The sequence below is a fragment of the Phaeobacter italicus genome (assembly GCF_019801785.1).
Lineage (GTDB): Bacteria > Pseudomonadota > Alphaproteobacteria > Rhodobacterales > Rhodobacteraceae > Phaeobacter > Phaeobacter italicus.
The window spans coordinates 940752-959196 of sequence record NZ_JAHVIJ010000001.1 but is presented as its reverse complement, the minus strand read 5'-3'; the positions used below and the strand labels follow the sequence as shown (position 1 = coordinate 959196).

15 protein-coding genes are annotated in these 18445 nt (G+C 59.1%); 8 read left to right on the top strand and 7 right to left on the bottom strand.

Annotation, left to right across the window (positions count from 1 at the left end; all coding sequences use genetic code 11):
- On the top strand, positions 1-175 hold a 175-nt coding region (locus tag KUV39_RS04420; RefSeq protein WP_222459064.1), incomplete at its 5' end, for a transposase.
- A gap of 9 nt (positions 176-184) precedes the next feature.
- Here the strand turns inward: KUV39_RS04420 and KUV39_RS04415 are convergent.
- From KUV39_RS04415 to yghU, 3 genes are all read right to left on the bottom strand, one after another.
- Entirely contained in the window at positions 185-565 is a 381-nt protein-coding gene (locus tag KUV39_RS04415) for a hypothetical protein (RefSeq protein ID WP_222459031.1), read from the bottom strand.
- Positions 566-1149: 584 nt separating this feature from the next.
- Positions 1150-1800, bottom strand: a complete 651-nt coding sequence (locus tag KUV39_RS18700) for a thermonuclease family protein (protein ID WP_244998208.1) — start codon at positions 1798-1800, stop codon at positions 1150-1152.
- 1258 nt (positions 1801-3058) lie between these two features.
- Entirely contained in the window at positions 3059-3907 is an 849-nt protein-coding gene (gene yghU / locus KUV39_RS04405) for a glutathione-dependent disulfide-bond oxidoreductase (protein ID WP_222459030.1), read from the bottom strand.
- A gap of 271 nt (positions 3908-4178) precedes the next feature.
- Here yghU and zrgA point away from each other — a divergent pair, with 271 nt between their 5' ends.
- The 5 genes from zrgA (at position 4179) to KUV39_RS04380 (ending at position 7999) form a co-directional block, all read left to right on the top strand.
- Positions 4179-4910 (top strand): zinc uptake protein ZrgA, encoded by a 732-nt coding sequence (zrgA, locus tag KUV39_RS04400; RefSeq protein WP_222459029.1) that lies wholly within the window; start codon positions 4179-4181, stop codon positions 4908-4910.
- Positions 4911-4936: 26 nt separating this feature from the next.
- Positions 4937-5632, top strand: a complete 696-nt coding sequence (locus KUV39_RS04395; RefSeq protein ID WP_222459028.1) for an ABC transporter ATP-binding protein — start codon at positions 4937-4939, stop codon at positions 5630-5632.
- Positions 5629-6879, top strand: coding sequence for an ABC transporter permease (locus KUV39_RS04390; protein ID WP_222459027.1), 1251 nt, complete (start codon positions 5629-5631; stop codon positions 6877-6879). The genes KUV39_RS04395 and KUV39_RS04390 overlap by 4 nt, the downstream gene beginning before the upstream one ends.
- Positions 6880-6959: 80 nt before the next feature.
- Complete coding sequence (locus KUV39_RS04385; protein ID WP_050673214.1) at positions 6960-7475, top strand: DUF3299 domain-containing protein; 516 nt, start codon at positions 6960-6962, stop codon at positions 7473-7475.
- Positions 7469-7999 carry a DUF3299 domain-containing protein gene (locus KUV39_RS04380; protein WP_336512805.1) on the top strand — a complete coding sequence of 177 codons (531 nt, stop codon included), beginning with the start codon at positions 7469-7471 and terminating at the stop codon, positions 7997-7999. Before KUV39_RS04385 ends, KUV39_RS04380 begins: the two co-directional genes overlap by 7 nt.
- A 484-nt stretch (positions 8000-8483) precedes the next feature.
- Here the strand turns inward: KUV39_RS04380 and KUV39_RS04375 are convergent, their stop codons facing one another.
- Positions 8484-10697, bottom strand: a complete 2214-nt coding sequence (locus tag KUV39_RS04375) for a methyl-accepting chemotaxis protein (RefSeq protein WP_222459026.1) — start codon at positions 10695-10697, stop codon at positions 8484-8486.
- A gap of 499 nt (positions 10698-11196) precedes the next feature.
- Between KUV39_RS04375 and KUV39_RS04370 the strand changes: the two genes are divergently transcribed.
- Complete coding sequence (locus KUV39_RS04370; protein ID WP_046210401.1) at positions 11197-12312, top strand: porin; 1116 nt, start codon at positions 11197-11199, stop codon at positions 12310-12312.
- Positions 12313-12560: 248 nt separating this feature from the next.
- Positions 12561-13892: a trigger factor gene (gene tig, locus KUV39_RS04365; protein ID WP_037302797.1), complete on the top strand. Its 1332-nt coding sequence runs from the start codon at positions 12561-12563 to the stop codon at positions 13890-13892.
- A gap of 178 nt (positions 13893-14070) precedes the next feature.
- Here the strand turns inward: tig and KUV39_RS04360 are convergent, their stop codons facing one another.
- The 3 genes from KUV39_RS04360 to KUV39_RS04350 form a co-directional block, all read right to left on the bottom strand.
- Positions 14071-15366, bottom strand: a complete 1296-nt coding sequence (locus tag KUV39_RS04360) for a calcium-binding protein (RefSeq protein ID WP_222459025.1) — start codon at positions 15364-15366, stop codon at positions 14071-14073.
- A gap of 299 nt (positions 15367-15665) precedes the next feature.
- A complete protein-coding gene (locus KUV39_RS04355; RefSeq protein WP_222459024.1) occupies positions 15666-17624 on the bottom strand; it encodes a bifunctional 2',3'-cyclic-nucleotide 2'-phosphodiesterase/3'-nucleotidase in 1959 nt (652 codons plus the stop codon).
- A 224-nt stretch (positions 17625-17848) separates the two neighbouring features.
- Positions 17849-18328 carry a lytic transglycosylase domain-containing protein gene (locus KUV39_RS04350; RefSeq protein WP_008559585.1) on the bottom strand — a complete coding sequence of 160 codons (480 nt, stop codon included), beginning with the start codon at positions 18326-18328 and terminating at the stop codon, positions 17849-17851.
- Between the last annotated feature and the right edge of the window lie 117 nt (positions 18329-18445).

Below are 18445 nucleotides of genomic sequence, written 5' to 3'. Positions count from 1 at the left end.
GAAACGCAAGACGCCGGTCAAATACGACAAGCGCAGATACAAGCGTCGCAACCGGATCGAGATCATGTTCGGTAGGCTTAAGGATTGGAGGCGTGTCGCGACCCGTTATGACCGCTGCCTCAAGGTGTTTCTCTCGGCCATCGCGCTCGCGGCTCTCGTCATCTATTGGTTATGAATCCTGACCCTAAGTTAACGGGTCGCGTCGCTTCGTGCGATGGTGTTCCCAAATAGCCAAAGCGAGACACATCGTGATCGCACCGGCATACACGGCGAGGATGGGACGTTCGCCCTGATCTGGCAAAAGCAGAAAGGTCGGCACCGTGATAATGGTCAGGAATATAGCCGCAGCATACCTAATTGGCATGGCCCGAAAAACAAAGACCATCGCAAGCCCATAGATACTGAGGGCGACCCAATAGTAGTAGCCGAAGATACCATAGCTGACACCTCTGGGGCGGCCCCAATAGTCAACGGCCACTTTTCCAATCGTGGCGATAACCAGCGAATAGATTGCCCCGAAAATCAGGGCCGTGATCAAAGTCCTTGGCGTGAAGAGATGCTTCATAGCGTTGCAGGTTCCAATGTTTCGTTCTTGAAAAAGACCGGTCTGAGACATGATCCTTGACTAGGCTTCCTAAGCAGTTTCCGTAAAGGTTACTTTTCTGGCTACCACGCGTCCAATGGCATGGCGACCCAAACTATCGTAAGGCTTTGGTCATCGATTGCAGACATTGGTGCAACCGCAGCGAATTCACCGTTTGTCCGCCTCTTTCGTATCCAGGCACCATGCGGCGAAGGTGCGGTTTGGATGAGGTCACCGAAACCGTTCGGCAATGACCGCTTCGGTGACTTGGGTCGCAGCGCAGCAAAAAGCCCGCCGCGAGCGTGAAGCTATGCTGCGTCAGCGAAGTTCAAAATACCAAGGTCGGTTTTGTCCGCAAAGTGAAACTTGGTGCACACTGCAGCGAATGTCCGGTTCCCGCCGCTCTTGCCTAGAGGCTTCGATGCTGCGAGCGCAAAGATCATGTCCGCTTTGGGCGGTTAGTAGCCAAATGCATCTGCACTATCCAAGCCAGACGGCGATGGAAACTAAGTGCTTAAAGTCACCGTCAGCTGTATAAACCACGAACCTCAGCAATGTGCGGTTCTTCATTTATCGTTGCTTTTACCGCTCTTTCGCACGTCTGCCTTTTCCCAAACATGCATGCGGCCTTTTTGACGCGCGTCGGTCAGCCAAAGCTTTTTGCGGATGCCTGCAACCTCAAAACTGCTGTATTTTCCATCTGAAAACTTCGGCCAGTCGATAGCCAGGCCTTGCCTAACCAATTCCTCAGATAGATCACGACCATCTGGCAGGAAGCACTTTGCAACTGTGCGGCCATATTCGTCTTCAGCAATAATTTCAGCACGGATTTTGTGACCCTTACACAGGCGCACCATGGCCCATTTGGCTTTCTTGCCATAAGGATGATGTAGTTCTGGCGCGTCTATCCCAAACAGGCGGATTTGTGTTTTTCGGATCGTAATCGTGTCACCGTCTGTGACGTAAGCTGGCCCCTCCAATACGCGAGGCGCTGTGACAGAATGAGAAGACTTTTCATCGAACACCTCTACCGATGCTGGGGCATCAGACTGCTCGCCATTAGACGCATCAGGCTCCAGTGTTTTGGGTTGCGCGGAAGAGACAGTGATGCTGCGGCCTGCCTTACAGGCAAGCGTTTCTCTAACAGGTTTCCTACTTTGTTTGGTCTGAGGCCGATAAGTTGGCTTAAGCAGCGCCCTCAAAAGAAATTTCAACATTTCTGAACCGTACGAGGCAGTGCTCAACAGAGCAAGAGATTGCTAAGGGAGCAAGCAACAACATCATGGATCCGACAAGAGGGTATCTGCCAGATAATTCCGAGATCGTCGCTCGCCCTCCATGGGCGACTACCTGCGTTTTCTGACATCTGCACTGATGGCAGCATCGCCCTGTTCAACTGAGTAGCCTTGAAGGTCCGCTTTTGGGTGGCCTTCGCGATCGCAGCGGTGCCCTAGCAGCCTTTCGTAAAAGTGTCGTGCTTGGGCCGTGAGTTGCATCCTATGGCCACATCCATGTGCATCAGGAATGAGAGCAGGGTTCATCGGGTTTTAGGGTGGCTCAGTGCCGTCGGATCGGTTCACAGCAAGTGACATTGATTGGGCATAAGCTCGCCTTAGCGATCGCAATAACATCCCTGTCATTTGCGTAGTTTGGTTAGTCGACAAGAGAGAGGTGAAAGGTAATGAAACCAGGTTAAATTGTAGCCCTCATCGTGTTCTGGCCCTGGCTCCTGATTGCGGCGTGGACCGCCACTTCTCTAGTTGTTTGTGATCAAGTTGACCGTTGGAACCTCGTTATCTTGGTCACCGTCTCACAGGTGTGGGTTGTTCCAGTCGTCGCAATTTGGGTAATCGCCAAGATCATCTCTGATATGTCGAAGCCTAAATGCTAGCCTCAAACACCGGTTTCCGAACAAGGCTGCGGCGTCTGAGTTGCTGCGGCTCGCTAGGGCAGGGCTTGGCCGATCTGTCACCATGCTAGGCGAGCCAGGTGCGATAGCCGAGGCGGAGCATTCAGGGAGCGGTTTCCGGTCACACGTGGATAGGGATTAGTTGATCACGAAGGCGGGGTGTGGCTTCGATGGCGGTGGATATCGCCGGTGTCTGAACGAGTAGCCGATAGCATGACGGTTTCCCGGTTTCAGTTTTCGTTCTGGTTTTGTCTCGGGAAACTCAGGCTCTAAGGCTCTGAAATCTATCAATCCACGCTAGTTTTAGGTTCTGGCGCCGCAAGGCGTGGGGGTTCAAGTCCCTCCACCCGCACCACTTTGATTTCCTTACTTTCTCATGTGACTGGATGTCATGTCTGGGGCTCGTCGCTTGTGCGAGCGGTGCTGGACGGCGGGGGCATTGGCCGCAGCCTGTGTTTGTGGTGCTCGCTGCTGATCCCGCACGGCGTGCCGGATTCCTTGTTTCATCAAGGGGCGCCCCCGGACATTGCGCGTTGGCGCGTTCCGGTCTGACTCTGCCCAGGTCGTCACTTGGCGGTCGTGAGGTTCTCGAAGTCTGCGGCGCTGTGGCGTTCGGGGAGCTGTTCGCTCGGCTCGCCCGTGATCCGGTTGACCATACGGCCACGGATCACGGCCGGGCGGGCGGCGATCTCTTCGGCCCAGCGGATCACATGGGGGTAGTCCTGCACCTGTAGGAACTCTCCCGCGTCATACTGAATGCCGCGCGCCAGGTTGCCGTACCAAGGCCAGGTTGCCATATCCGCGATCGTATAGCTGTCCCCGCCAAGATAGCGATTTTGGCCCAGCTCTCGATTCAAGACGTCAAGCTGGCGTTTGGTTTCCATGGTGAAACGATTGATCGGGTACTCGAACTTCTCTGGTGCATAGACATAGAAATGCCCGAACCCACCCCCAAGATAGGGGGCAGAGCCCTGAAGCCAGAACAGCCAGTTCATCACCTCGGTCCGCTGCGCGATCGGCTTTGGCAGGAAGCGGTCGAATTTTTCAGCGAGGTAGAGCAGGATCGAGCCGCTCTCGAACACGCGGATGCCGGTGTTGCGATCAAGGAGTGCGGGGATCTTGGAGTTTGGGTTCAGCGCGACAAAGCCGCTGGAAAACTGCTCTCCCTGACCGATCCGGATGGTATAGGCGTCGTATTCTGCGCCGGTTTCCCCTGCCTCCAGCAGCTCTTCCAGCATCACAGTCACCTTGACGCCATTTGGTGTCGCCAGCGAATAAAGCTGCAGCGGGTGCGCGCCTTGTGGCAGGGGCTTGTCATGGGTGGCGCCTGCGGTGGGTCGGTTTACGCTGGCCCAAGTCCCGCCAGAGGCCTCGTCGTGGGTCCAGATACGGGGCGGGACATAGGTCTCGGTCATGGCGCAATCCTCTGATGTGGTCGGAGCCTTTGCATCTAGGGCATGAAACCGCTGCAAGGAAAAGGCCCCTGCGCTGTTGGTTGGGGGCATCTCTGTCACATTTGCGTATGCATGGGCGTCTCATGCAGCGGGGTGGCGGATCTAGGCCAGTGTTGTCGGTTTCTCATGCGGTGGGGTTGTCGTGCGTTATTTTATAACATATCACGGTGCGGGGCGGGTGACTGTATAACGCGCCCTTGCCCCTTTCTCTGGCCCTTGCAGGATTTGACTGATGAAAACCACATTTTCTCTTATCGCGCTTCTGGCAGCAGCCCCGGCATTGGCAGAGGAGAGCCGACAGCTAGGGACTCACGAACATGGGGTTGGCCTGATGAATATGGCGATTGATGGCGATGTTCTGGCGATTGAACTGAATGTGCCCGGTGCTGATATCGTCGGATTTGAACATGCCGCAACGGCGGAGGCGGATCGCGCCGCTGTTGAGCGTGCGCTTGCTGTGCTGGCGGATCCTGCCAATCTGATTGCCCTGCCAGCTGCCGCAGCCTGCCGCATGGATGAGGCCGTGGCCCATCTGCTTGGCGACACCGAGGCGGCGAGCGATGAACATGCCGCCCACGACGACCACGCCCACGACGGCCACGACCACGCCAGCCACGACAACGCCAGCGAAGGGCACGACGACCACGACCATGACAGCCACGACCACGCCGCACATGACCATGACAGCCATGAACACGATGACCACGGCGAAGCGGCCCACGCAGACCACGACGAGGCGCACCATGCTGAGCATCATGACACAGCCGGTGGGCATACCGAATTCCATGCGGCCTACAGGTGGACATGCACGAACCCGACAGGATTGACCTCTCTTGCGTTCCCGTATTTCACTGCCTTTGAAAACGCGCGCGAGTTGGAGCTGCAGGTCATCACGCGCTCTGGCGCGCAGGCGTTCGAGGTGATGCGGGACACCCCGCAAGTGCAGTTGGATGGCCTGTTCTGAGGGCCTCAGACGGGGGATCTGCGGACATGGCGGCACCGGTACTGGCGCTAGAGGGGCTGGAATTTCAATGGCCGGGACGCGCGGGATTTGCCCTGCAGGTTCCCGGGTTCCAACTGCTGCCCGGCGAAACGGTCCTCCTGCTGGGAGAGAGCGGCTCTGGCAAATCAACCCTGTTGTCGCTGATCTGCGGCACGCTTCTCGCCACTCGCGGCACTGTTCGCGTGGCAGGCACGGATTTGGCCGATCTGTCCGGAGGTCAGCGCGACCGGTTCAGGGCCGAGCAGATCGGTGTGATCTTTCAGCAGTTCAATCTGCTGCCTTTTGGCACTGTGGCTGACAATATCCTGTTGCCCCTGCGCTTTGCCCCGGATCGACGGCGGCGGGCAGGGGACGGGCGGGCCAGGGCCTTGATGTTGTGTCAGGCGCTTGGCCTTCCAGATACGGTTTTGTCCGCCCGTGCAGGGACGCTCAGCGTCGGGCAGCAACAGCGTGTTGCGGTGGCGCGCGCGCTGATTGGAGAGCCGCCGTTGCTGGTCGCGGATGAGCCGACATCGGCCTTGGATGCCGGAACTCAGGCCGCGTTTCTTGATCTTTTGTTTGAACAGGCCCGCGCCTGTGGCAGCGCGTTGTTGATGGTCAGCCACGACCCCCGGCTGGCCGCGCGGTTTGACCGTGTGCTGCAAATGGAGGATATCGCCCACAGCAAAAGGGGGGCCGCATGATCCTGCGTCTTGCAATTGCGTCGCTTTTTGCCCGCGCCCTGACGGTGGGCATGACCATCCTTGCCATTGCCCTGTCGGTGGCGCTGTTTCTGGGTGTGGAAAAGGTCCGAACTGGCGCCAAGGCGAGCTTTGCGGACACGATCTCTGGCACCGATCTGATCGTGGGCGCCAGATCGGGAGCGGTGCAGCTGTTGCTGTACTCGGTGTTTCGGATCGGCAATGCCACCAACAACATCACCTGGGAGAGCTATCAGGACATCGCAGCGCGACCAGAGGTGAAATGGAGCGTCCCGATCTCGCTGGGTGACAGCCACCGGCAGTTTCGCGTGATGGGCACCACCACGGGCTTCTTTGACCACTACAAATACCGGCAGGGTCGTGCGCTCGCCCTGCGCGATGGCGCCGTGATGAATGATCTTTTTGATACGGTGATCGGGGCGGATGTGGCCGCGACGCTAGGCTATCGTCTGGGGGATCCGATCATCGTGGCCCATGGGCTTGCATCCTTCGCAGAACATAAGGATCAGCCGTTTCGGGTCGCAGGCATTCTTGAAAAGACCGGCACGCCGGTTGATCGCACTGTCATTGTCAGCCTCGAAGCCATCGAGGCCATTCACGTCGACTGGCGCAGCGGCGCCAAGATCCCCGGACAAACCACGTCGACCGAGGTTCTGCGCGGCATGGATCTCCAGCCCAAGGCGGTGACGGCGGTTCTTTTGGGCGTTGATAGCCCGCTGCGCACTTTTGCGTTGCAGCGCGCCATCAATGACTACCCGCAAGAGCCGCTGCTTGCGATCTTGCCGGGGGTTGCACTGCAAGAGCTGTGGGGCATTGTCGGCATTGCCGAAACGGCCCTGCTGGCGGTGTCGGCGATGGTGGTGGTGACAGCGCTCATCGGGATGATGGCGACGATTTTCTCCAGCCTGAACGAACGCCGGCGCGAAATGGCGATCTTTCGGGCGATGGGCGCGCGGCCTGCGGTTATCCTTGCTCTTTTGGTGCTCGAGGCTGTTCTTATGGCCGCTTGGGGCGCAGGGGTTGGCCTTGGGCTGCTTTATGCCGGGCTGATTGTCGCCCAACCGATGGTCGATAGTGCTTTTGGCTTGTGGCTGCCGATCGAGGCGCCGACACTGCGCGAACTCTGGGTGATGGGGGCGGTGGTCTGTGCTGGCGCAATTGTGAGCACGCTGCCTGCGATCCGGGCGTATCGGCTGTCGCTGGTCGATGGTATGATGGTCAGGACATGACACGCCCGATGTTTGCAGGCCCCGCAGCGCAATTTGCATTCGACCCAGAAACACGATCACAAAGACAAAGGAGCCGCCAAATGACCAACAACAGGCCCCTGACACGCCGCTCGGCGCTGGGTTTGATCGGGGCCGTGTCGACGATCCCCGCAACGGGCTGGGCAAGCGCTGCGCGCGAAATCACCTGGGACGATCTGATCCCGCCGGGCGTGCCCTATTCGGAAATCATCGGTGAAGGCGAGATGGATGAGGCCGCAGACACCTGGTTTCCCGTCTATGACGAAAACGCCACCAAGCTGAACGAGACGCTGAATGGCGCGCGCATCCGGATGCCCGGCTTCATCATCCCCTTCAACGTCGCCGCGGATGGGGTGCGGGAATTCATGCTTGTGCCTTATGTCGGCGCCTGCATTCATACGCCGCCACCGCCCGCAAACCAGCTGGTCATGGTCAGCACGCAAACCCCTTGGCCGGGGGATGAGCTGTGGGATCCGGTTTGGGTCACGGGGATCATGCACACTCAGTTGCAGTCGACATGGCTGGGGGAAACAGGATATGCCATCACCGCAGAGGAGATGGAAATCTACGAATGGTAAGCCGCACACCGTTTGATCGCAGATCTGTTTTGACCGGGCTTTTGGCAGGCCCTCTCCTGTTGACCAGCCCGATGCTGGCAAGCCCGGCGATGGCGGATGACGTGATTGACCTGAATTGGGAGGATCTGCGCCCGGATGCAGCGGACAGCTTGCCCAAGGTCCTGCGCGGCGTGCTGCAGCATGAAGAGGCCTCCCGCGTCAGCCAGCAGCCTGCGTCGACCGGCGTGCGCACGGACTGGAACGGTCAAACCGTGCGTCTGCCCGGCTATATCGTTCCGCTGGAATACAAAGGCAGCGGTGTCACTGCGTTTCTACTGGTTCCATTTGTTGGCGCCTGTGTGCATGTTCCGCCACCACCTGCCAATCAGCTGGTGTTCGTGACCACCCAAGATCCCTATGAAACTGCCGGGCTGTTTGAACCAGTCTATGTCACCGGCATGTTCGGCGTCTCATCCCTGTCCACGCAGCTGGCCGATGTGGGCTATGCGCTCTCCGCAGATGAGATCGTGCCCTATCAGTTCTGATCACCGCGCTTTCAAAGGGGGGCATGAAGGGGCGGGCCGACTGTGGGCTCACAGGCTGGGCTTACCGGGTAGGCTCTCAGGCCGGGCTCACAGGCTGGGCTTACAGGGTCGGCTGTCAGGACACGGGGGGCTCGCATCGCTGTGTGCGACAGCGCAGTTGATGATCCCTTTGACCGTGACAGGAATGCAGGAAGATGTCGAGCGGCCTGCGGGTAAAACCTCCCAGAATGGGCGCAGGCCGCTCCAATCCCGCCCCGGAAGTATCGGGATACGAGGACTATAGGGCACGCTTATCAGTTGTCATAGTGCTGGCAACACGTCCAATGCGTGTTTTCTGTGGATAACCGGCGAAAGCCTGCGCTGGGGGACAGCGCAGGCTTTGCGGCGGCAGAGCCGCGGCTCATGCAGTTCTTTCACAAGTCAGTGTCACACGCCGGATTTCACCGGCCAAAATTTCACCGGCCAGATCAGGATGTGCGACAGGTCACGCGCTGCGGGGCAGGGCTGCCAGGTCATCCCAGCCCGCGTCATCGGACCAGCCATGTGCACTGTGGCTTGGCTCGGCCTCCCAGCCAGCGGCTCCGGCCGGGCGTTCCAACGTAAAGCCCGATACCACGTCCACCAAGGTGCGGGCTTCGTCGCGCAGCATCTGGCCTGCGGCGGCGGTCTGCTCCAGCATGGCAGAGTTTTTCTGCGCATTCTGATCCAGGCTGACCATCGCGCCATTCACTTCGGACAGACCGTTCGACTGCTCCACGGTGTTGGCGGCGATTTCGTTCACTTTGTCCACCACCTCCTCGACAGAGGACTGGATGGAGTTCAGCGCTTCGCCGGTTCTGCCAACCAGCTGCACACCCTGTGCAACTTCGTCGCCGCTGGCCTGGATCAGGGTGTTGATCTCCTGCACGGCGTCGGCTGATCGCTGGGCAAGGCCGCGAACTTCGCTGGCGACCACCGCAAATCCACGACCCGCCTCACCTGCACGTGCGGCTTCCACCCCGGCATTCAGCGCAAGCAGGTTGGTCTGGAACGCCAGATCCTCGATCAGGTCAGTGATCTTGGCAATGGCGCCGGAGGAGTCTTCGATCCGCCGCATGGCCTGTGCGGTCTGTTCTGCCAGATCCGACGTTGTGCGGGCCTTGGCATGGGCCTCGCGTACGATGTCCTTGGCAGCAGAGGCACCGCTTGCGGTGCCGCGCACAGTGTCGTCCAGGGTCTGCAGCGCCGCCGCAGTTTCCTCCAGTGATCCGGCCGAAATCTCCCCCCGTTTGGAGGCATCTGCCGCCGCCGCCGCGATCTCTTCGGCGGTGGAATTCAGCACCGTGCTGGACTGCGACAGTTGGCCGACGATGGCGCGCAGATTGTCGGTCAGATTGTCGACAGTCTGTGCAATCTCGCCAAAAACGCCACGCTGACCTTCAGCCATGCGATGGGTCAGATCCCCGGCAGCCAGCTGTTCCAGGACGCGGCGGATATCGCCCAGCCCGGTTTCTGCGGCCTCACCGATGGAATTGACACCGCGCCCCAGCTCCGCAAAAGAGCCGGAGGCAGAGCCAACCTGCAGGCGTTTGGAGAAATCCCCATCCGCGCAGGCCTGAATGACCTCGCCGATCTCGCGGGTAAGACGGTCCTTGACTTCATTGTCGGCGCGCAGCTCTTCGACCACAGTTGCGATGCCATGAACCTCTTTCAGGCGGGATTTCGGCGCCGGGGTGGAGAAATCTCCCTTCATGATCTTCTGCAGAACGATATTCACCCGTTGCAGGGGCCGTGCGATGCCAAAAGCCAGCAGGAAGGCCACAACCACGAACAGCCCCAATCCGCCGAAACCAGCCAGCTGGGCGTTGGAATTGGCCTTTGCGATAGCGGTCTTTGCCTCTGCGTGGATCGCATTCAGTCGCGCTTCGCTTTGGGCGTCCAGGGCGGCCAGCAGCGGCATGGTCGCCGCTTCGATCTCTTCGAGCTTGGCGTATTGCACCTCGTTGCGAGCAACCTCTTCGGCATAGGCGTTAAAGGCGTTCTGATAGGCTGTCAGCAGGCTGCCGATGCGGGCACGCTGCGAGATGTTCTTGTAGTAAGAGCCGGGAAATGCACGAAACTCCTCCACACGTGCATTGAGCCGGTCCACATATTTCGCGGTGCGACGCATGATGAAATCTTTCTCATGGCGGCGCATCATCAGCATCTTGACCTGCATCTCCAGCGCTTCGCTCCCCTCGAGCGCCTTTTCGATCCCCTGAACAGAGCTGCGCAGGTTCCCCTGCAGGCCGGTCGTTTCATCAAACCCAAGCTGTTTGCGGCTGGCAACCGCAGCAGCGAAGCCTTCCTCATAGGCGGCGATTGCCCCGGCAAAGGCCGTCAGCTCTGCCTGATCGAGCCCCATTTTCGCCAGCTCGGCCCCCTCTGCCTGAACTGCGGCCAGATCGGTTTTCAGCTTTGCCATGGCGGCGGCATGTGCCGCGAGTTTTTCATCGCTCGGCCGCAGGCGAAAGCTCATCTCGATGAGGCGGGCATTTTGAAATTCGGATTCCACAAAGCTCAGATGGCGCGAGAAGTCTTCGATGGCGGTGACATCCGCCTCGATTTCGGCGCGCAGCATGTCGGTATAGCGAGAGATGCCGATCAGCGCAGCCATCACCGCCGTTGCTAAGATAACAATCCCGAAGATCGCTGTCTTAATGGAGAGTTTTAAGGTCATTTTTGTGTCCAGTTTTGAGGAAACTTCTCTCTAGCGGATCGCCCTTAACAACTGGTGGATGGCGCGTGGGATTGGCCCGGGATCCGCTGGAAATCGGCCGCTTGGGACCAAGTTTTGCGGAATAATTGCGGGAAAGTGCTCATCAACCAACGATCCGCCACCTCCGCGGCTGGGCTCTGTGCAAGGCGGCACAGGTGCTGTGTAGCTGTGCAGGTCTGCAAGCGGGGGGCGAGTCGGGTTTTGGCGGCTTGAGGGGGTGTTTTTCAGGCCGAAAGGCAAGTTCATCAGGTCGAATGCGTTCTCCAACGGCGCCCGCGCCCGCGCCGGGCCTCAAATCACGAACACGAAGTGGCGAAATTTCGGGCAAACGCTGGCAACGGGCAGGACGCGACATATTTCAAGTCTACAGCCCCGGATTCTGGCGTGATAGCCGCGGCTGTAGGTCAGAACCTCAGGGATGGAGAGGGATCTGGCCAAAACTCGATAGGAGTTTCTCCTCATGAACACCAAATTTGTAACTCAAATCGGGGTCACTGCCCTTGTTGCCGGTCTCGGCGCACCTGCATTTGCGGGCCCCACTTATGAAAATGCTTCTGGCGGGACGTTCCGTTTTTACGGTCAGTTCAACCCTGCCTATCAATCCTTTGATGACGGGGTAGAGAGCTATGACGCGCTGGTGGACAGTGCGTCGTCCAACTCCCGCATTGGCTTCTGGCTGGTTCAGCCGTTTGGCGAGAACACGCTGCGCTTCAACTTCGAAACCGCGCTTGGCCTGCGCTCGTCTGATGGGGTGGATCAGAACGGCCGCCCGCAGAACATCAGCTGGGATCGCACCCGGATCCGCAAGATCGATCTGCAGTATGAAACCGCACGCTATGGCACCTTCTCCTTTGGTCAGGGTGCGATGGCCTCTGACGGGCTGGCAGAAGAAGACCTGTCCGGCACGGGTGTTGTGCAGACCTCCTCGGTTGCCGATGCAGCGGGTGGTTTCCGGTTCCGCACCAGCGCGGGCGTTCTGTCCAATGTCACCATCGGCGACGCATTTGCGAGCCTGGATGGCGGACGTCTGGGCCGCATCCGCTATGACAGCCCGGAGGTCAGCGGTTTCACCATTTCCGCCTCTTACGGCGAGGACATCCTGAGCGACAACTCCGATCGCGAAGCCTATGATATCGCTGTGCGTTACGGCAATGATGACCTGGGCGACTTTGCGGTTCGCGGTGCGCTGGGTGTGGTCTGGAATGAAAACGGTCCGGGCACCAAAACCCGCGATGTCGTGGCCTCTTTTGCGGTTCTGCATGAACCCACCGGCCTGTCCTTTGCCGCAGCGGCAGGGGATCGCGACACGGGTGGCGACTATGGCTATGTGAAACTTGGCTATTCGGCAAATCTCGTCCCGGTCGGCGCAACCTCTGTTGCGGTCGACTACTATGACGGGTCCGACATGGTGAGCGCCGGGGATTCCTCTGAGAGCTGGGGCATCACCGCGGTGCAGAACTTCGATCAGCAAAACGTCGAGGCGTATATCTCTTACCGCGACTACTCTTATGCGGATACCACCACCTCCTACCTTGATGGGTCCTCCATCTTTGCAGGGGCGCGCTGGAAATTCTGATCCTGCGGGGCTGGTCGGGGTCTGAACACCCCCGATCAAGCCGCAGCGCAGCAATGCCGAAAACCCGAAAACACGCCCCAAGCGGGCGTGTTTTTTGCGTCAATTCCCTCAAAAAACCGCGTCTTCCTGCCCATCTGCCCCTTCCTGCGGCCAATCCCCCTTGCGCCGCCGCGTTTGTGCAAATAGAAGGCCCCAAATTGTCTGGGGGAGTGCGTGCGCGCGCGCCCCGAATCTCTATGGGGAATATGATGCAGGTCACCGAGACGCTGAACGAAGGTCTGAAACGCGGCTACGCGATCACCGTTACCGCCGCCGAGCTGGACGAGAAGGTCAACGAGAAACTGGTCGAAGCACAGCCGGAAATCGAAATGAAAGGTTTCCGCAAAGGCAAAGTGCCGATGGCTATGCTGAAAAAGCAGTTTGGCCAGCGTCTGATCGGCGAAGCGATGCAGGAAACCATCGATGGTGCGATGAACAAGCACTTCGAGGAAACCGGTGATCGCCCGGCGATGCAGCCTGACGTCAAAATGACCAACGAAGACTGGAAAGAAGGCGACGACGTCAACGTCGAAATGTCCTACGAGGCACTGCCGGAAATCCCCGAAGTCGACCTGTCCGGCGTTGAGCTGGAAAAGCTGGTTGTCAAAGCAGACGACGCAGCCGTTGACGAAGCGCTGGCAAACCTGGCCGAAACCGCAACCTCGTTCGAAGCCCGCGAAGAGGGCGCCGCTGCTGAAGATGGCGACCAGGTCGTGATCGATTTCGTCGGCAAGATCGACGGCGAAGCGTTCGACGGTGGCGCAGGCGAGGACTACCCGCTGGTTCTGGGCTCCAACTCCTTCATCCCCGGTTTCGAAGACCAGCTGGTCGGCACCAAAGCCGGTGAAGAAAAAGACGTGACCGTTTCCTTCCCGGAAGAGTACGGCGCAGAGCACCTGGCAGGCAAAGAAGCTGTCTTCTCCTGCACCGTCAAGGAAGTCAAAGCCCCGAAAGCGGCTGAGATCAACGACGAGCTGGCACAGAAATTTGGTGCAGAAGACCTGGCCGGTTTGAAAGAGCAGATCTCCGAGCGCCTGGAAGCAGAATACGCCGGTGCTGCCCGCGCCGTGATGAAGCGTGGCCTTCTGGACAAGCTGGACGCGCTGGTCTCCTTCGACCTGCCGCCGTCGCTGGTTGAAGCAGAAGCCAAGCAGATCGCACACCAGCTGTGGCACGAGGAAAACCCGGAAGTGCAGGGCCACGACCACGGTGAGATCGAGCCGACCGAAGAGCACAACAAACTGGCAGAGCGCCGCGTCCGTCTGGGCCTGCTGCTGGCCGAGCTGGGCCAGAAAGCCGAGGTCGAAGTGACCGATGCCGAAATGACCCAGGCGATCATGCAGCAAGCGCGTCAGTATCCGGGCCAGGAACGTCAGTTCTTTGAGTTCATCCAGCAGAACGCTCAGATGCAGCAGCAGCTGCGCGCACCGATCTTTGAAGACAAAGTTGTCGACCACATCGCCGAGCAGGCAAAAGTGAGCGAGAAAGAAGTCTCCAAAGACGATCTGCAGAAAGCTGTGGAAGCTCTGGAAGACGAATAAGCATCCGGCTGATCTGCCTCGCGCAGATCACCGATTGCTCAGATCGAAAGGGTCGCCTTCGGGCGGCCCTTTTGTGTTTTGCTGATTGAGGGCTGTGTGTTTCCCGCCCGATCACAGAACATGAAAAAGCCGCCTCCGGTTGGGGGGCGGCTTTGATCGTTTTTCGGGGCAGGGCGACCTAGAACAGGAAGTTGTCGCCGCTTGTCAGCTGGTCGACCGTGACATTCTCGATGGTCACCACGGTGTTTTCAAAAGACATCACGACGTGGTTGTTCACGGTTTCAAACGTCAACTGATTGATATTGTTGGCTCCGTTCAGGATGCTGATCTGGTCTTCACCCAGTTCAAAATCCTTGATCCGGGCGCGTCCGTGGTTTCCACCAAAACAGAAGCAGTCTTCGCCAGCTCCGCCAATCATCTGGTCGTTGCCTGCGCCACCGATCAGTTTGTCGTTGCCCGCACCGCCGCGCAGGGTGTCGTTGCCATAGCCGCCACGCAACGTGTCGGCGCCCCAGGCGCCCACCAGTTCGTCGTGACCATTTTGGCCGTTCACCCGATCCTTGCCGCCGCCGCCGCGCAATTCGTCATCGCCTGCGCGCCCGGAAAGTTTGTCATGGCCGCCCAAGCCCCGGATCACATCATCCGCGCCAGCGCCTTCCAGATCATCGCGGCTGCTGGTTCCAACCAGTGTCTGCCCGACAAGGACCAGCCCGGTGTCTGGCGTCTCGGGCTCTGTGCCCATGTCCAGTTCAGCCGTGCCGCCATTCTTGCGGTCCTGCCAATAGGTCATGAAGGCATCAATCGTGGGGCTGTCATAGCCGCCGAATTTCTCCATGTATTTGAGGATGGAGGTGCCGTATTCATCCGCCGAGGCACCATCGCCGATCAGCAGCTGTGCCAGACCCCAGGCGCCTTGCAAATGCGCCGAGGCCAGCATTCCGGTCAGGGACAGCGTCACCTGCACCATAGACCCGTCCACATCGGTGAATGTCTTGGTCTGCCCGACAAACTCCTCGATGCTGCGGCCTTCGCGGCCGAGGAAATAGTCAAGCAAGGTCAGATTGTAGCCAAAGGCCTCGTTGATGGCGGTGTCCTGAACCTCCTTGGTCATGAAGTCATCCAGACTGTTCACGCCATTCTTGCCGGTCCAGCTGCCGTCCCAGCGGTTCATCGTATCACCGCCTAGGTAGTAAAAGTCGTCCTGATAATAGCCAAGATCAATCAGCAGCGCCTCGCCGAATTGATAGCCCACAAAGCCGTAGCTGTTCATGGAGCGATAGGCCATTGCCTCCCACTCGCTGTCGCTCAGCTGACCCCAGCTGCTGTAGCCATCGTAAAAGTCGCTCACCGGGCCGCCGACCCATTGGGTCAGCTGTGCATCAGTGATCTGGCCCGCATCATAGCGGTCGCGATCCCAGCCAGATTCAAAGGCCAAAAGCGCACTGCGAAAGTCATAAAAACTGCCTGACGACATCTCAACTGCTCCTTCAACTCGTCAACCGTCTTGCTGCGGATCGCCGTTGGGCCAGCGTTAACTGACACTACACATCCAAGGGAAGGATGGTGCAAGAAATGGGCAGATTTTTGGCAAACAAGTGCTTAATTCGGGCAGGGCTCGGCGCCATTCCGCTCGAATTTTGTAAAATTTGAAGGCTAGATGGGGTCGCAACCGGTTGTGGATGTTCCAAGTGTGCAACTCTAGATCTGCTGCCCGACCGCGATTTTGGTGGGCAGCAGGATGGTTCGGATTTTCCCTAAATCAGAAACACACCGTTAAAGCGTGATCCGATAGCGTGCAAAGCCATCCGGCCCTTCACCCGCAGGTTCAATGCGGATGCTTTCCACGCTGTCGACATAGCTTTCGGCCTTGGGGCCCGTGTCAAACAGCACCGACGTGCCCTCCAACGGAGCAAAGCGCCAGTTGGCATCGGCGCGCGGGCTGATGGCGCCTTTCTCCACGATATAGCGGACAATAACGTCGCGGTTGGTGTCTGGGCCTTCAAACACGATGGTGTCGCCCATCGCTCCCGGAAACGCGCCACCGCCGCCTGCGCGGTAGTTGTTGGTGGCGATGATAAAGCTTTGCTCGGGATCGATCGGCGCCCCATTGAAGCTGAGTTTGACGATGCGGTTTGCCTCCGGATTTTCCAGTTCACCCTTGGGGCCGAACTTTGACGGCTGCGACAGGTCGATCTCATAGGTGACACCGTCGATCACGTCAAAGTTGTAGCTGGGGAAGCTGGGATTGAGCAGAACCTGATCCGCCTCACCGGGGGTGATCTGGTTGAACATCCCGGCAGAGCGTTCCAGCCAATCCTTGACCTGGGCGCCAGTGACTTTCACCGCCCGCGCGGTGTTGGGATAAAGATAGAGATCCGCGACATTTTTGATCGCCACATCGCCCTTGGGCACATCGGTATAATATTCGGGGCCACCGCGGCCACCGGCCTTGAACGGCGCGGCGGCGGACAGGATCGGCAGGCCCTCATATTCGGTGCCCTTCAGCATCTGCTCGATGTACCAGGTCTGCGCGATCGACACGATCTGAACAGATGGATCATCAGCGACCAGCGCAAAATAGCTGTGCAGCGGGGCATCCGTCTTGCCAACGGCGCGCCGGACATAGGCGAGTGTTTCGTCATGCTCGGTCTGCACCGATGCCAGAACCGCAGGCACGCTCTCGACCAGCGCAGTGATGGAGCGGTCCTCGTTGCGTTTGGAGATCGGGCGCGCTTGCGAGGCATGGCCGACCACGCGCCATCCCGCGCCATCGCGTTCCAGCATCAGATCGATCAACCCCATATGGCTGCCCCAAAACCCGCCCATCGTGGCGGGCTTGCCGTGGATGGTGCCCTGTTCGGCGTCCACGCCCGCAAAGTCGGCATAGCCAGAGGAGGGGAAAACCAGATGCGAATGACCGGTCATGATGGCGTCGATGCCCTCAATCGATGCCAGCGGAACAGAGGCGTTCTCCATCCCTTCACTTTCCTGCGCACTGCCAATACCGGAATGAGACAGGGCAATGATGATATCTGCGCCCTGTTCCTTTATCTGTGGAACATAGGCCCGCGCGGTCTCTAGGATGTCACGGGCCTGAACGTTGCCTTCCAGATGGCGACGATCCCAGTTCATGACCTGTGGTGGCACAAATCCGATAAGGCCGATCTTGATCGGATGGCGGGTGCCCGCCCCATCTGTCAGCTCCCGTTCCAGGATGACATAGGGCGGCAACAGGGTGGTGTCTTCACGTGGGCTGGCGCCCAGCTTCTTTGCGACATTGGCACAGACCACCGGAAAGCCGGCACCGGCGAGGGATTTCATCAGAAAGTCGAGCCCATAGTTGAACTCATGGTTGCCCAGCGTAGAGGCATCATATCCAACCGCATTCATGGCTTGGATGACCGGGTGGCTGTCGCCCTCCTTCATCCCGCGCTCATAGGCGATATAGTCGCCCATCGGATTGCCCTGAAGAAAATCACCGTTGTCCAGAAGCAGCGAATTCGTGGCCTCGGCCCGGATATCGCCGATCAGTGCCGCAGTCCGCGCCAGACCAACAGTGTCGCGGGGTTTGTCGGCATAATAGTCATAAGGAAAGACATGCACGTGCAGGTCGGTGGTTTCCATCAGTCGCAGGTGCACCTGATTGGCAGCCGCCTGAACAGAAAACGGATGCAGGGCAATGAGGCCCGCAGACCCGGCCAGAAAGGACCGGCGATCGAGTTGAATTGGCATTTGTTCACTCCAAAGTCTTGGTCAGTGGCGCAAAGCTTAGCAGGGTTTCGTCACAACGCATGTGACAGTTTTGCGCTAACACCATGACAGGCCACTTCCCGCCCGCCGTGCCTGTTGTGCAGGTGCAGGGCAGGCGGGGGCTGGCGGGGCTGGCGACCCGCGGCCGGTATGGGCCCGTCAGAGGTTGGAGATTGGGCTGACCCATCGGGGCCAGGGGCGTGTCATCACGGGCGCAGGCCAGTTTCGCGCAGCATCCCGCGGCGTTTGGCGGCGTAATAGTAGCCCCGCGAATAATGTTTGACCGCGGTGTCGAAACTGCCATCCGACAGCAACCAGGCGCCGCGCAGATATTTGACCGCGTATTTCAGATTGACGTCCGCATCGAGCAGATCCTTGGGTTTGCCCTGAAACCCCATAGAGCGTGCGGTGGCCGGAAGGATCTGCAACAGGCCATAGTAGGGCCGGTTCACGGCCCAGGGGCGATGCGTGCTTTCCCGCACCGCCAACCGGTGCACAAGCGCTCTTGGCACCTCGTAGTGGTCGGCCCAATAGTTGATCTTTTTGCGCAGCTCAGGTGTTTCGTTGGGAAACAGCGGCGGCTCTTTCTGGTCGGGGCGGGCCACAGGCCGCTTGGCCGCATCTGCGCAGGCCGAAAGGGCCGGTGTGCTCAGGATCATCGCCAGAGCGGTTCGTCGATCAATCATGCTGTCATGCCTGTCAGGGCCCGCAAGGCGGGCTATCGGGCAGAGCCTATGCGTGCAGCAGGCGGGCAGCAAATGTCTTGCCATGCCATAGGCGGATATCCCCCGCCTGCCGCGCAG